Origin of the sequence: Streptomyces sp. MMCC 100 (assembly GCF_041538145.2) — a bacterium.
Taxonomy (GTDB): Bacteria; Actinomycetota; Actinomycetes; order Streptomycetales; family Streptomycetaceae; genus Streptomyces.
Genome location: NZ_JBGORK020000001.1, coordinates 8,055,191 through 8,067,659, shown reverse-complemented (window position 1 = coordinate 8,067,659; position 12,469 = coordinate 8,055,191). Strand labels below are relative to the sequence as shown.

The following is a 12,469-nucleotide window of genomic DNA, read 5'->3' as shown; positions in this document are numbered from 1 at the left end:
ACGGCCCGCTCGTGTTAGCGATCGAGGATGCGGTCGAACTGCGTGGTGGTGTGCCGCAGATGGGCGACCAGCTCGTCACCCACCTTGGGCTCCGCCGCCTCCGAGGGAACGAACAGGATCGACACCTGCATGTGCGGCGGCTCCGCGAACCAGCGCTGCTTGCCGCTCCAGACGAACGGTGAGAGGTTCCGGTTGACTGTGGCGAGGCCGGCCCGGGCGACACCCTTGGCGCGCGGCATGACGCCGTGCAGCGCCTTCGGCGCCTCCAGACCCACTCCGTGCGACGTACCGCCCGCCACGACCACCAGGAAGCCGTCGGAGGCGGCCTTCTGCTGCCGGTAGCCGAAACGCTCGCCCTTGGCGACGCGTGTGACGTCCAGAACCGCGCCGCGGTACTCGGTGGCCTCGTGGTCCCCCAGCCACAGCCGGGTGCCGATCCGGGCGCGGAAGCGGGTCTGAGGGAACTGCTGCTGGAGCCGGGCCAGCTCGTCGGCCTTGAGGTGACTGACGAACATGGTGTGCAGCGGCAGCCGGGCCGCGCGCAGCCGGTCCATCCAGCCGATGACCTCCTCGACGGCGTCCGAGCCGTCGGTACGGTCCAGCGGCAGATGGATGGCGAAGCCCTCCAGCCGGACGTTCTCTATGGCGGCGTGCAGCTGCGGCAGGTCCTGCTCGCTGATGCCGTGCCGCTTCATCGAGGACATCACCTCGATGACCACCCGCGCGCCCACCAGGCCGTACACGCCGTCGATGGACGACACCGAACGCACGACCCGGTCGGGCAGTGGCACGGGCTCCTCACCGCGCCGGTACGGCGTCAGGACCAGCAGGTCACCGCCGAAGAAGTCCTTGATCCGGGCGGCCTCGTAGGTGGTGCCGACGGCCAGCACGTCCGAGCCCAGCCGCGTGGCCTCCTCCGCCAGCCGCTCGTGACCGAATCCGTAGCCGTTGCCCTTGCAGACCGGGACCAGCCCGGGGAACTGCTCCTGCACGTGCTTGTGGTGCGCCCGCCAGCGCGCGGTGTCGACGTAGAGCGTGAGCGCCATGGCCGGACCTGGAACCTTTCTCGTGGTTGTCAGAGGTGCGGATCGGGGGTGGTCTGTGCGGTCAGCGGCGCGACATGTAGATGTCGAGCGCCTTGTGGAGCAGCTTGTTCAGCGGGAAGTCCCACTCGCCGAGGTACTCGGCCGCCTGACCGCCCGTACCCACCTTGAACTGGATCAGGCCGAAGAGGTGGTCGCTCTCGTCCAGGGAGTCGGAGATGCCGCGCAGGTCGTAGACGGTGGCGCCCAGCGCGTAGGAGTCGCGGAGCATGGCCCACTGCATGGCGTTCGACGGCCGGACCTCGCGGCCGATGTTGTCGGAGGCGCCGTAGGAGTACCAGACGTGCCCGCCGACGACCAGCATGGTCGCCGCCGACAGGTTCACCCCGTTGTGCCGGGCGAAGTACAGCCGCATGCGATTGGGGTCCTCGTTGTTGAGGGCCGCCCACATGCGCTGGAAGTACGACAGCGGGCGCGGCCGGAAGTGGTCGCGCACGGCCGTGATCTCGTACAGACGCTGCCACTCCTCGAGGTCGTGGTAGCCGCCCTGGACGACCTCGACACCGGCTTTCTCGGCCTTCTTGATGTTGCGGCGCCACAGCTGGTTGAAGTTCTTGTGGACCTCTTCCAGGGAGCGGTTGGCCAGCGGCACCTGGAAGATGTAGCGCGGCTGTACGTCGCCGAAGCCGGCGCCGCCGTCCTCGCCCTGCTGCCAGCCCATGCGACGCAGCTTGTCGGCCACCTCGAAGGCGCGCGGCTCGATATGGTCTGCCTCTATGTCCCGCAGGCGCTTGACGTCGGGGTCCTGGATGCCCTTCTTGATGGACGTCGCGTCCCAGCGCCGGATGATCACCGGCGGGCCCATCTTCACGGAGAAGGCGCCCTGCTGCTTGAGGTGCGCCAGCATCGGCTCCATCCACTCCTGGAGGTTCGGCGCGTACCAGTTGATGACCGGGCCCTCGGGGAGGTAGGCGAGGTAACGCTTGATCTTGGGCAGCTGCCGGTAGAGGACGAGACCCACACCGACCAGTTCACCGGTCCGGTCGTCGAACCAGCCGAGGTTCTCCGAGCGCCATTCCGCCTTGACGTCCGCCCATGCCGGGACCTGCATGTGACTCGCCGCCGGCAGGCTCTGGATGTAGGCCAGATGCTGCTCGCGACTGATGGTCCTCAGGGTCAGGCTCATTCGGGGCGCTCCTCGGGCTGGTGTGTCCCCATGGGTACAGGGGCTCCGGCTCTCGCGCGAAGCCTACTGCGCCCTGTGAGCGCCCCGTTCGGCGTACGGCTGGAAGGGGTGGTCCGGCGGTGGCGGCCGACGGCCCGGGCTCAGCCGAAGAGCCCGCCGTGGTAGATGCCGAAGAACAGACCGAGTGCGGAGGCGCCGAGCCCCAGCACCAGGCCGAAGCGCTCCCGTGTCGTCTCGGAGACGTACTGGCCGTAGCCGCCGGTCAGGACACCGAGCAGCCCCGCCCAGGAGGTCAGGACGTGCAGCCCTCGGAAGCTCGCGGTGGCGAGGGCGAGGACGCCGAGAACCAAGGTCACCGCCAGCAGCGCGTCCTGGAGGGGGTGCGGTTTGCCGTCGGTGGCCAGCAAGCCGGTCCGTGGCTTGGCGGGTCGCATGATCTGTGCCATGGAGAACCTCCTGCCGAAGGCAGTGTGTTTTCGCCCTCACATCCCTGACTACCGATTGTGTCCCCTCGGAGCCTGATTTCAACCGCAAGGCGACAGCCGGGTACGCTGTACCTTCCGCACCGGTGTCTGTTGCCGGCCACGACCGGGCCACCTCCTCGGAGGAGGCCCGATTGTCAGTGGGTCCTGGTTTACTCGTTGATGCCGGTGCGAACGCATCGCAACCCTCCTGCCACGGAACGACCGTGGCCGCTGAGTCCAAAGGAGGTGGGTTCCACATGCGTCACTACGAGGTGATGGTCATCCTCGACCCCGATCTCGAGGAGCGCTCTGTCTCCCCGCTGATCGAGAACTTCCTCTCTGTCGTCCGTGACGGCGGCGGAAAGGTCGAGAAGGTCGACACCTGGGGCCGTCGTCGTCTCTCGTACGAGATCAAGAAGAAGCCCGAGGGCATCTACTCGGTCATCGACCTGCAGGCCGAGCCTGCGGTCGTCAAGGAGCTCGACCGCCAGATGAACCTGAACGAGTCGGTCCTCCGGACCAAGGTCCTCCGTCCCGAGATGCACTGAGCCCTCCCGCTCAGCTGATCCCGGGATTCGAGTAGCAGCAACCAAGCAGCCAGAGCAGCAAACCCGCCGAGAGGTTCCCCATGGCAGGCGAGACCGTCATCACGGTCGTCGGCAATCTTGTCGACGACCCCGAGCTGCGCTTCACCCCGTCCGGTGCGGCCGTCGCGAAGTTCCGCGTCGCGTCGACTCCCCGCACCTTCGACCGCCAGACGAACGAGTGGAAGGACGGCGAGAGCCTCTTCCTCACCTGCTCGGTCTGGCGCCAGGCGGCGGAGAACGTCGCCGAGTCGCTCCAGCGAGGCATGCGCGTCATCGTGCAGGGCCGGCTGAAGCAGCGGTCCTACGAGGACCGTGAGGGCGTCAAGCGCACGGTCTACGAGCTGGACGTCGACGAGGTCGGCGCCAGCCTCCGCAATGCCACGGCCAAGGTCACCAAGACCTCGGGCCGCGGTGGCCAGGGTGGCTACGGCGGTGGTGGTGGCGGTGGCCAGGGTGGCGGCGGCTGGGGCGGCGGCCCCGGTGGCGGCCAGCAGGGCGGCGGCGCTCCCGCCGACGACCCCTGGGCGACCGGCGCTCCCGCCGGTGGCCAGCAGGGCGGTGGCGGCCAGGGCGGCGGCTGGGGCGGTGGCTCCGGCGGCGGTGGCGGCTACTCGGACGAGCCCCCCTTCTAGGCGGGCGGGCTCTACCCACACTTCTTGATCACACAGGAGAAACATCATGGCTAAGCCGCCTGTGCGCAAGCCGAAGAAGAAGGTCTGCGCATTCTGCAAGGACAAGGTCACGTACGTGGACTACAAGGACACGAACATGCTGCGGAAGTTCATTTCCGACCGCGGCAAGATCCGTGCCCGCCGAGTGACCGGCAACTGCACCCAGCACCAGCGTGACGTCGCCACGGCCGTGAAGAACAGCCGTGAGATGGCGCTGCTGCCCTACACCTCCACCGCGCGATAAGGGAAGGGTGACCGAATCATGAAGATCATCCTCACCCACGAGGTCACCGGCCTCGGTGCCGCGGGCGACGTCGTCGACGTCAAGGACGGTTACGCTCGCAACTACCTGATCCCGCGGAAGTTCGCGATCCGCTGGACCAAGGGTGGCGAGAAGGACGTCGAGCAGATCCGTCGTGCTCGCAAGATCCACGAGATCCAGACCATCGAGCAGGCCAACCAGGTGAAGGCCCAGCTCGAGGGCGTGAAGGTCCGTCTGGCCGTCCGCTCCGGCGACGCCGGTCGTCTCTTCGGCTCTGTCACCCCGGCCGACGTCGCTTCGGCGATCAAGGCTGCCGGTGGCCCCGAGGTCGACAAGCGCCGCATCGAGCTGGGCTCTCCCATCAAGACCCTGGGCGCCCACGAGACGTCCGTGCGTCTGCACCCCGAGGTTGACGCCAAGGTCAGCATCGAGGTCGTCGCTGCCTGAGCATTGCTCTCGCTGAAGCGATGAGAGGGGCCGCATCTCCCGTCAGGGGATGCGGCCCCTCTTCGTGACGGCGGTGTCAGCCCTGCTTCACGTGGAACGCCGTGTTTCACGTGAAACGGTCAGCGCTTGGCGCCCGTGACGATCCAGCGCCCCGATCGTGTACGCAGCCACAGCGTCACCAGACGCATCGCCATCATCAGCGTCATGGCCGCCCACAGGGCGGTGAGCCCACCGCCGAGCGTGGGGACGAGCAGCGCCGCTGGAGTGAAGACTGCCAGGGTCAGCAACATGGCCCAGGCAAGGTAGGGACCGTCGCCCGCACCCATGAGGACACCGTCCAGGACGTAGACCACTCCGCAGACCGGCTGCGCGACGGCCACGATCACCAGTGCGGGCAGCGCGGCGTCCTTGACCATGGAGTCGCCGGTGAACAGCGGCAGGAACGCTGGGCGCGACAGCACCACGAGCAGGCCCAGCACGACCCCGACCGTGACGCCCCACTCGACCATCCTGCGGCAGGCTTCGCGTGCGCCCTGGGCGTCCCCCGCTCCCAGGTACCGTCCAATGATGGCCTGCCCTGCGATGGCGATGGCGTCGAGGGCGAAGGCGAGCAGGCTCCACAGAGACAGGATGATCTGATGCGCGGCAATGTCGGCGTCGCCGAGACGGGCCGCCACGGCCGTCGCGATCATGAGAATCGCCCGCAGGGAGAGCGTGCGCACGAGCAGTGGCATCCCGGCCTGGGCGGAGGCCCTGATGCCGGCCAGGTCGGGTCGCAGGGAGGCACCATGTCGTCGGGCCCCGCGAACGACCACCCACAGATAGACCGCGGCCATGCTGAACTGGGCGATGACGGTGCCCCAGGCGGAGCCCGCGATGCCGAGTCCGGCGCCGTAGACGAGCACGACGTTGAGAACGGCGTTGGCGATGAAGCCGGCCACGGCCACGTAGAGCGGGGTCCGGGTGTTCTGCAGTCCCCTGAGAACACCGGTCGAGGCCAGCACGACGAGCATGGCGGGGATGCCGAGCGAGGAGATCCGCAGATAGGTGGTGGCATAGGGGGCTGCGGTCTCGGATGCGCCGAAGAGTTCCACGAGGGAGGGGGCCGTGGGCAGAACGACCGCTATGACGGCGGCGCCGAGCAGCAGTGCCAGCCAGATGCCGTCCATGCCCTGGCGGATCGCCGCTTGCAGGTCGCCCGCGCCGACACGACGGGAAACGGCCGCCGTGGTGGCGTAAGCGAGGAAGACGAAGACGCTGACGGCCGTGGTGAGCAGGGCCGAGGCGATGCCGAGTCCGGCGAGCTGAGCGGTTCCCAGATGGCCGACGATGGCACTGTCGGCCATGACGAAAAGGGGCTCGGCGACGAGCGCGCCGAAGGCCGGTACGGCCAGCGCGACGATCTCTCGGTCGTGCCGGCGCCGGGCGGTCCGGGTGCGCGCGGGGGCCTGTGTCATGAGCACTAATCTAATCGTCCACAGGTAAGAGATGCAAAGCTTTCGCGCCCCTTACGGTCGGTCTCGCCCCGTGTGCTTCTGGGTACGGGTTGAAGTGATCTTGGTCCGACCGGGCAAGTTTTTCTTCTGCACAGGCAGTGGACGGTAATTGTGCAGCTCAGGGCGGTTCCTTGGGTTGGGGTGCGGGCTTGTTCACAGGGCTGTCCACCGGGTCGTGCACAGGTTTGGCGGAGTTCTCCACAGCATCTGGCCAGTCGTCCACATGCCCTGTGGATAACCAGATTGGCTGACGGTGCCCGCGGGCCTACGGTTATCCGGCGCCCGCTCCGTCCGTCGGCTGTGAACCGTCATAAAACCGACGCGCCAGAACCGGAGTTGGGCGTCTTATTTGTCAGTGCCGTGCCGTAGAAATGAGAGGCACGGCGAGGTCCGCTCGGCGGACGGGAGGAGGTGGCTCGGTGAGCATTTCCGAGCCCTTGGACGACCCGTGGGCCGACAGCGGCCCCAGTGATCGTCTGCCTGCTTCCCGCCGCCGCGGTGAGGGGGGCCGCAGCCGCGACGAGCAGCACGAGCGCGGCTCGGACAACGGCGCCTGGGACGGGGGCGGCCCGTCGTTCGAGCGGGTGCCGCCGCAGGACCTGGATGCCGAGCAGTCCGTTCTAGGCGGGATGCTCCTGTCCAAGGACGCCATCGCCGACGTCGTCGAGATCCTCAAGGGTCACGACTTCTACAAGCCGGCCCACGAGACGGTCTACCAGGCCATCCTCGACGTCTACGCCAAGGGCGAGCCGGCCGACCCGATCACGATCGCCGCCGAACTCACCAAGCGCGGTGAGATCAACAAGGTCGGCGGCGCCTCGTATCTGCACACCCTCGTCCAGACCGTGCCGACGGCCGCGAACGCCGCGTACTACGCGGAGATCGTGCACGAGCGGGCAGTCCTGCGCCGCCTGGTGGAGGCCGGCACCCGGATCACACAGATGGGATACGCGGCCGACGACGACGTCGACGAGATCGTCAACCGCGCCCAGGCCGAGATTTACGCCGTCACCGAGCAGCGCACCAGCGAGGACTACCTGCCGCTCGGCGACATCATGGAAGGCGCGCTCGACGAGATCGAGGCGATCGGGTCGCGCAGCGGCGAGATGACCGGTGTGCCGACAGGTTTCACGGACTTCGACTCGCTGACCAATGGCCTGCACCCCGGTCAGATGATCGTCATCGCCGCACGTCCCGCGATGGGCAAGTCGACCCTCGCGCTGGACTTCGCGCGGGCCGCCTCGATCAAGAACAACCTGCCGAGCGTCATCTTCTCGCTCGAAATGGGGCGCAACGAGATCGCGATGCGTCTGCTGTCCGCCGAGGCCCGTGTCGCGCTGCACCACATGCGGTCGGGCACGATGACGGACGACGACTGGACCCGGCTGGCGCGCCGGATGCCCGACGTGTCGGCCGCCCCGCTCTACATCGACGACTCCCCGAACCTGTCGATGATGGAGATCCGCGCCAAGTGCCGTCGTCTCAAACAGCGCAACGACCTCAAGCTGGTCGTCATCGACTACCTCCAGCTGATGCAGTCCGGTGGCTCCAAGCGCGCCGAGAGCCGGCAGCAGGAGGTCTCCGACATGTCTCGTAACCTCAAGCTCCTGGCGAAGGAGCTGGAGATTCCGGTCATCGCGCTCTCCCAGTTGAACCGTGGTCCCGAGCAGCGCACCGACAAGAAGCCCATGGTCTCCGACCTGCGTGAGTCTGGTTCGATCGAGCAGGACGCCGACATGGTCATCCTGCTGCACCGCGAGGACGCCTACGAGAAGGAGTCGCCGCGCGCGGGCGAGGCGGACCTGATCGTGGCCAAGCACCGTAACGGCCCGACGGCAACGATCACGGTTGCCTTCCAGGGCCACTATTCGCGCTTCGTGGACATGGCACAGACCTGAGAGCCGACCAGGTGGGTCCTCTCCCTCCGAACCGGGGACGGTGCCGCGGGGAAATCGGCTCGACGTGAGGTGGCCTGGCCGGTGGACTGGGTGCATGACGACACCTCAGGAAGAGCTGCTCCCCACCACCTGCCGGGCGCTGACGCACCGCATCGCCGTGGCCCAGGCCGAGGGGCGTACGCCGTCGCTCGTCGCGGCGGTGGTCCGGGGCGGGCGGACCGTGTGGCACGGTGCACGGACCTCGGTCGACGGGCACGGACCGGACGAGACCGTGCAGTACCGGATCGGCTCGATCACCAAGACGTTCACCGCCGTCCTCGTTCTGCGGCTGCGCGACGAGGGCGTGCTCGACCTCGGGGATCCCCTGGAGAAGCATCTGCCGGGCACCGGGGCGGGAGAGGCCACGATCGCCGAGTTGCTCGCGCACTCGGGCGGACTGGCCGCCGAGTCACCCGCACCCTGGTGGGAGCGGACGCCGGGATCGCTGCGACCCCAGCTCGCCGATGTGCTGGGCGAGCAGCCGCTCCTGCACCCGGTGGGCCGTCGCCACCACTACTCCAACCCCGGTTACACCTTGCTCGGCGCGCTGGTCGAGAAGCTGCGCGGTGCTCCGTGGGAGGAGGTGCTGCAGCAGGAGGTGCTGGACCCGCTGGGGCTGGAGCGTACGGCCACACGTCCCAGTGCCCCGCATGCCGGTGGCTGGGCGGTGCATCCGTGGGCCGATGTGATGCTGGCCGAACCCGTCGAGGATCTCGGGCTGATGGCCCCGGCCGGCCAGCTCTGGTCCACCACCGGGGACCTGGCACGGTTCGCCGTCTTTCTGACGCAGGGAGACGACAAGGTGCTCGGGGCGGAGACCGTGCGGGAGATGCGGGCACCCGCCGCTCCGGCCGAGGCAGCGGATGTGGTGGACGGTGCGGCGTACGGACTGGGGCTGCAGCTCCAGCACCGGGACGGGCGGTTGCTCGTGGGGCACTCCGGGTCCTTGCCGGGCTTCCTGGCCAACCTCACCATCGGGGTGGAGGACGACGTGGCCGCGGTGGTCCTGACCAACTGCACTTCCGGTCCACTGCTCGCCGGGATCGGAGCCGATCTCGTGCGCATCGTCGCCGAGGCGGAGCCCCGGATCCCCGAACCGTGGCGCCCCTTGCGGGATGTCGACTCCTCCGTACTGGAGCTGGCGGGGCAGTGGTACTGGGGAACCCACGCCTTCGCCCTGCGGCTGACGCCCGACGGAGGGGTCTCGCTGGAGCCGCTGGCGGGCCAGGGCCGCCGCTCACGTTTCCGGGCGAACGGTGACGGCACATGGACCGGTCTGGAGGGTTACTACGCAGGGGAGTTGCTACGAGTGGTGAGGCGCCCGGACGGAACCGTGAGCCATCTGGACCTCGGATCCTTCGTCTTCACGCGCCAGCCGTACGAAGAGGGCGCCGCTGTGCCCGGCGGTGTGGACCCGGAGGGGTGGCGGGGGATCGGCTAACGGCCGTCCGGCCTGACGCGGCCCTGTTTCACGTGAAACACGGCCGCGCACCGTTGAGGGTGTGCAACTGGAGCCGTACCTCAGAGCTGGAGCTTGAACCCCGTGTGCGAGGCCGAGAAGCCCAGACGCTCGTAGAAGCGGTGGGCGTCGGTACGGGTCTTGTCGGACGTGAGCTGCACCAGGTGGCATCCCTGCCGCCGGGACTCGTCGATCGCCCACTCGATGAGCTGGGTGCCCAGCCCGCTGCCGCGCTCGTCACCGTGGATGCGGACGCCTTCGATGATCGAACGGGTGGCGCCACGCCGGGACAGACCGGGGATGATCGTCAGCTGGAGCGTGCCGACGACACGATCGTCGCGGACGGCCACGACCAGATGCTGGTTCGGATCGGTCCTGAGCCGTTCGAACGCGGACATGTACGGGCCCAGATCGTCCGGTGATTCGCGCTGTGCGCCCAGCGGGTCGTCGGCGAGCATCGCGACGACCGCCGGGATGTCCTCGGGGGTGGTGGGGCGTATTTCGAGATCTCCCATGACCGCACTCTAGAACCGGACCTAGGCGGGCACAGGTGCCTTCAGGGTCTCCACCGCATGGACCAGCGGGGCAAGGTCGGGGTTCGTGGCCGCCTCGTCGAGGGCCTCGCGCAGGGCGGCGTCATTAGTGGGCCGCGCCTCGTTCAGCAGCTGCAAGCCCGTCGCGGTGACGTTGGTGTAGATGCCGCGTCGGTCGGTGGGGCACAGGTAGCGCTCGAGCAGGCCCCGGTCCTCGAGCCGGGTGACCAGCCGGGTGGTCGCGCTCTGACTGAGGACGACGGCGTCGGCGACCTGCTTCATCTGCAGATGCCCCCCGTCGCCGTCGTGCTGCCGGCTGAGCACGTCGAGCAGTGAGTATTCGCGGACGCTCAGATCGTGCCCGGCCTGCAGAGCGCGCTCGATGTGGGCCTCGATCCTCCCGTGCAGCAGGGAGAGGGCGCACCAGCCCTGGGAGAGGGCGGTGAGCGCGGGGTCCGTCGCTGTCATGTGGTTCCTCCGTCCAGGAGCGGCTGAGACCAGGGTAGACCAGCGCCGCAATTGCCTGCGCTTGCCTATAGCCCGCGTATGCAATTATTGTGAGCGAGCGAAAAGCGCTCCCGCAATGATTTCGGAAGGTGTACCCCTTCATGCCTCTCGCGCTTCTGGCCCTTGCGATCGGGGCCTTCGGGATCGGAACGACCGAATTCGTGATCATGGGCCTGCTGCCCGAGGTCGCGAGCGACTACGGGGTCTCCATCCCCACCGCCGGATACCTGGTGACCGGATACGCGCTCGGCGTGATGTTCGGCGCCCCGCTGATGACGGTGCTCGGCACCAGGGTTCCGCGCAAGCGGATGCTGATGCTGCTGATGGGCCTGTTCATCATCGGCAACCTGCTTTCTGCCCTCGCCCCCGTCTTCTCCGTCATGCTGATCGGCCGCGTGGTCGCCTCGCTCGCCCACGGCGCCTTCTTCGGCATCGGGTCGGTCGTCGCGGCCGGCCTGGTCGCTCCGCACAAGAAGGCCGGTGCCATCGCGATGATGTTCACCGGGCTGACCGTCGCCAATGTCGTCGGCGTTCCGCTGGGCACGCTGATCGGGCAGACCGTCGGCTGGCGCGTCACCTTCGCCGTCGTCGCCGCGCTCGGAGTCGTCGGCCTGGCCGGAGTCGCCAAGCTGGTCCCCGACGTGCCCAGGGCCGAGGGCCTGCGGCTGCGCCACGAAATGGCCGCGTTCAAGAACGTGCAGGTCCTGCTGGCTATGGCCATGACCGTTCTCGGCTTCGGCGGGGTCTTCGCGGCCATCACCTACATCGCGCCGATGATGACCCACGTCGCGGGCTTCGCCGACGGCTCGGTCACCTGGCTGCTGGTCCTCTTCGGCCTCGGCATGGTCGGCGGCAACCTCGTCGGCGGCAGGTTCGCCGACCGCGCCCTGATGCCCCTGCTGTACATCTCCCTGGGCGCGCTGTCGGTCGTACTCGCCCTCTTCACCCTCACCGCGCACGACAAGATCGCGTCCGCCGTGACCGTCGTTCTGATCGGCGCCCTGGGATTCGCCACCGTCCCTCCACTGCAGAAGCGCGTCCTGGACCACGCACCCGGTGCTCCGACGCTGGCCTCCGCGGTGAACATCGGCGCGTTCAACCTCGGCAACGCGCTCTCCGCGTGGCTCGGCGGCGTCGTCATCGCGGCCGGCCTCGGATACACCGCTCCCAACTGGGTCGGCGCCGTGCTCGCCGCCGCCGCTCTGATGCTCGCCGCCCTCTCGGCCGCCCTGGAACGGCGCACGAGCGCTCCCGGGCCGGTCGTCGCGGGTTCCGTGCCCGCCGAGCAGCAAGCCGCCGCCGTCCACCACTGAACGACCCACCCCGCCCCTGCCCGGGGTGCGGGGCCAGGGCCGCCCACGCGCCCCGTGGGCCACTGATGCCTCATCGACCACCGAGGCACCGCACCGCTCAGCACGACCAAGGAGAAGGACCCATGAGCACCACTGCTGTCACCCCGCTGACGATCCAGGACGCCGAAGCCCTCGTCACCGCTGCCCGCCACGCCGCCGAGGCGGCCGGCGTCACCGTCAGCGTCACGGTCCTCGACGCCGGGGGCCACCTGCTCGCCTTTCGGCGCGACGACCGCTCCGTGCTGATCTCCGGAGAGACCAGCACCCGCAAGGCCTACACGGCGCTCCAGCTGAACGCTCCGACCGCTGATCTCGTCGACGCGGTGCAGCCCGGAGGCCTCTTCCACACCCTGCCCACGGCGCTGGACCGGCCGCTGCTGTTCATCGCGGGCGGCGTGCCCGTGCACCGCGAGGGCCGGCTGGTCGGAGCGATCGGGGTGGGCGGCGGCGCTCCCGAGCAGGATCACGGCTTCGCCTCGGCCGCCGTGCGGAGCCTCGCCTGACGGCAGCGGTGCTCGAGCGGCC

At 68.6% G+C, this 12,469-nt stretch carries 14 protein-coding genes; 8 read left to right on the top strand and 6 right to left on the bottom strand.

What is annotated here, in order from left to right; genetic code table 11:
* Positions 1 to 14: 14 nt before the first annotated feature.
* The 3 genes from ABS735_RS37475 to ABS735_RS37465 all read right to left on the bottom strand — a co-directional run bounded on the left by ABS735_RS37475 (position 15) and on the right by ABS735_RS37465 (position 2,675).
* Positions 15 to 1,046: an alanine racemase gene (locus tag ABS735_RS37475; RefSeq protein WP_373904712.1), complete on the bottom strand. Its 1,032-nt coding sequence runs from the start codon at positions 1,044 to 1,046 to the stop codon at positions 15 to 17.
* A gap of 61 nt (positions 1,047 to 1,107) precedes the next feature.
* Positions 1,108 to 2,229 carry a peptidoglycan bridge formation glycyltransferase FemX gene (gene femX, locus ABS735_RS37470; protein ID WP_373904711.1) on the bottom strand — a complete coding sequence of 374 codons (1,122 nt, stop codon included), beginning with the start codon at positions 2,227 to 2,229 and terminating at the stop codon, positions 1,108 to 1,110.
* A 140-nt stretch (positions 2,230 to 2,369) separates the two neighbouring features.
* Positions 2,370 to 2,675: a hypothetical protein gene (locus tag ABS735_RS37465; RefSeq protein WP_373904710.1), complete on the bottom strand. Its 306-nt coding sequence runs from the start codon at positions 2,673 to 2,675 to the stop codon at positions 2,370 to 2,372.
* 275 nt (positions 2,676 to 2,950) lie between these two features.
* On the opposite strand from ABS735_RS37465, the gene rpsF reads away from it, so the two are divergent.
* From rpsF to rplI, 4 genes are all read left to right on the top strand, one after another.
* Complete coding sequence (rpsF, locus tag ABS735_RS37460) at positions 2,951 to 3,241, top strand: 30S ribosomal protein S6 (RefSeq protein ID WP_003975025.1); 291 nt, start codon at positions 2,951 to 2,953, stop codon at positions 3,239 to 3,241.
* Between the two features lie 80 nt (positions 3,242 to 3,321).
* Complete coding sequence (locus ABS735_RS37455; protein WP_226024974.1) at positions 3,322 to 3,912, top strand: single-stranded DNA-binding protein; 591 nt, start codon at positions 3,322 to 3,324, stop codon at positions 3,910 to 3,912.
* A gap of 46 nt (positions 3,913 to 3,958) precedes the next feature.
* Complete coding sequence (gene rpsR / locus ABS735_RS37450) at positions 3,959 to 4,195, top strand: 30S ribosomal protein S18 (protein ID WP_003949403.1); 237 nt, start codon at positions 3,959 to 3,961, stop codon at positions 4,193 to 4,195.
* An 18-nt stretch (positions 4,196 to 4,213) separates the two neighbouring features.
* Positions 4,214 to 4,660 carry a 50S ribosomal protein L9 gene (rplI, locus tag ABS735_RS37445; RefSeq protein WP_052836805.1) on the top strand — a complete coding sequence of 149 codons (447 nt, stop codon included), beginning with the start codon at positions 4,214 to 4,216 and terminating at the stop codon, positions 4,658 to 4,660.
* Positions 4,661 to 4,779: 119 nt separating this feature from the next.
* Here the strand turns inward: rplI and ABS735_RS37440 are convergent, their stop codons facing one another.
* Positions 4,780 to 6,117, bottom strand: a complete 1,338-nt coding sequence (locus ABS735_RS37440) for an MATE family efflux transporter (RefSeq protein ID WP_373904709.1) — start codon at positions 6,115 to 6,117, stop codon at positions 4,780 to 4,782.
* Between the two features lie 458 nt (positions 6,118 to 6,575).
* Here ABS735_RS37440 and dnaB point away from each other — a divergent pair, with 458 nt between their 5' ends.
* Complete coding sequence (dnaB, locus tag ABS735_RS37435) at positions 6,576 to 8,054, top strand: replicative DNA helicase (RefSeq protein ID WP_373904708.1); 1,479 nt, start codon at positions 6,576 to 6,578, stop codon at positions 8,052 to 8,054.
* A 94-nt stretch (positions 8,055 to 8,148) separates the two neighbouring features.
* On the top strand, positions 8,149 to 9,534 hold the full coding sequence (locus tag ABS735_RS37430; RefSeq protein WP_373904707.1) for a serine hydrolase domain-containing protein: 1,386 nt from the start codon (positions 8,149 to 8,151) through the stop codon (positions 9,532 to 9,534).
* Positions 9,535 to 9,614: 80 nt separating this feature from the next.
* Here ABS735_RS37430 and ABS735_RS37425 read toward each other — a convergent pair whose 3' ends face one another.
* Entirely contained in the window at positions 9,615 to 10,067 is a 453-nt protein-coding gene (locus ABS735_RS37425; protein WP_373904706.1) for a GNAT family N-acetyltransferase, read from the bottom strand.
* Between the two features lie 21 nt (positions 10,068 to 10,088).
* A complete protein-coding gene (locus ABS735_RS37420; RefSeq protein WP_373904705.1) occupies positions 10,089 to 10,553 on the bottom strand; it encodes a MarR family winged helix-turn-helix transcriptional regulator in 465 nt (154 codons plus the stop codon).
* Between the two features lie 140 nt (positions 10,554 to 10,693).
* Between ABS735_RS37420 and ABS735_RS37415 the strand changes: the two genes are divergently transcribed.
* Together ABS735_RS37415 and ABS735_RS37410 are read left to right on the top strand one after the other, a co-directional pair.
* On the top strand, positions 10,694 to 11,905 hold the full coding sequence (locus ABS735_RS37415) for an MFS transporter (RefSeq protein WP_373904704.1): 1,212 nt from the start codon (positions 10,694 to 10,696) through the stop codon (positions 11,903 to 11,905).
* A gap of 122 nt (positions 11,906 to 12,027) precedes the next feature.
* Entirely contained in the window at positions 12,028 to 12,447 is a 420-nt protein-coding gene (locus tag ABS735_RS37410; protein ID WP_373904703.1) for a GlcG/HbpS family heme-binding protein, read from the top strand.
* Positions 12,448 to 12,469: the final 22 nt, after the last annotated feature.

Bases quoted from the DNA above. Each gene is read 5' to 3' on its own strand.
- ABS735_RS37475 (WP_373904712.1), bottom strand. From the start codon at position 1,046: ATGGCGCTCACGCTCTACGTCGACACCGCGCGCTGGCGGGCGCACCAC.
- femX (WP_373904711.1), bottom strand. From the start codon at position 2,229: ATGAGCCTGACCCTGAGGACCATCAGTCGCGAGCAGCATCTGGCCTAC.
- ABS735_RS37465 (WP_373904710.1), bottom strand. From the start codon at position 2,675: ATGGCACAGATCATGCGACCCGCCAAGCCACGGACCGGCTTGCTGGCC.
- rpsF (WP_003975025.1), top strand. From the start codon at position 2,951: ATGCGTCACTACGAGGTGATGGTCATCCTCGACCCCGATCTCGAGGAG.
- ABS735_RS37455 (WP_226024974.1), top strand. From the start codon at position 3,322: ATGGCAGGCGAGACCGTCATCACGGTCGTCGGCAATCTTGTCGACGAC.
- rpsR (WP_003949403.1), top strand. From the start codon at position 3,959: ATGGCTAAGCCGCCTGTGCGCAAGCCGAAGAAGAAGGTCTGCGCATTC.
- rplI (WP_052836805.1), top strand. From the start codon at position 4,214: ATGAAGATCATCCTCACCCACGAGGTCACCGGCCTCGGTGCCGCGGGC.
- ABS735_RS37440 (WP_373904709.1), bottom strand. From the start codon at position 6,117: ATGACACAGGCCCCCGCGCGCACCCGGACCGCCCGGCGCCGGCACGAC.
- ABS735_RS37430 (WP_373904707.1), top strand. From the start codon at position 8,149: ATGACGACACCTCAGGAAGAGCTGCTCCCCACCACCTGCCGGGCGCTG.
- ABS735_RS37425 (WP_373904706.1), bottom strand. From the start codon at position 10,067: ATGGGAGATCTCGAAATACGCCCCACCACCCCCGAGGACATCCCGGCG.
- ABS735_RS37420 (WP_373904705.1), bottom strand. From the start codon at position 10,553: ATGACAGCGACGGACCCCGCGCTCACCGCCCTCTCCCAGGGCTGGTGC.
- ABS735_RS37415 (WP_373904704.1), top strand. From the start codon at position 10,694: ATGCCTCTCGCGCTTCTGGCCCTTGCGATCGGGGCCTTCGGGATCGGA.
- ABS735_RS37410 (WP_373904703.1), top strand. From the start codon at position 12,028: ATGAGCACCACTGCTGTCACCCCGCTGACGATCCAGGACGCCGAAGCC.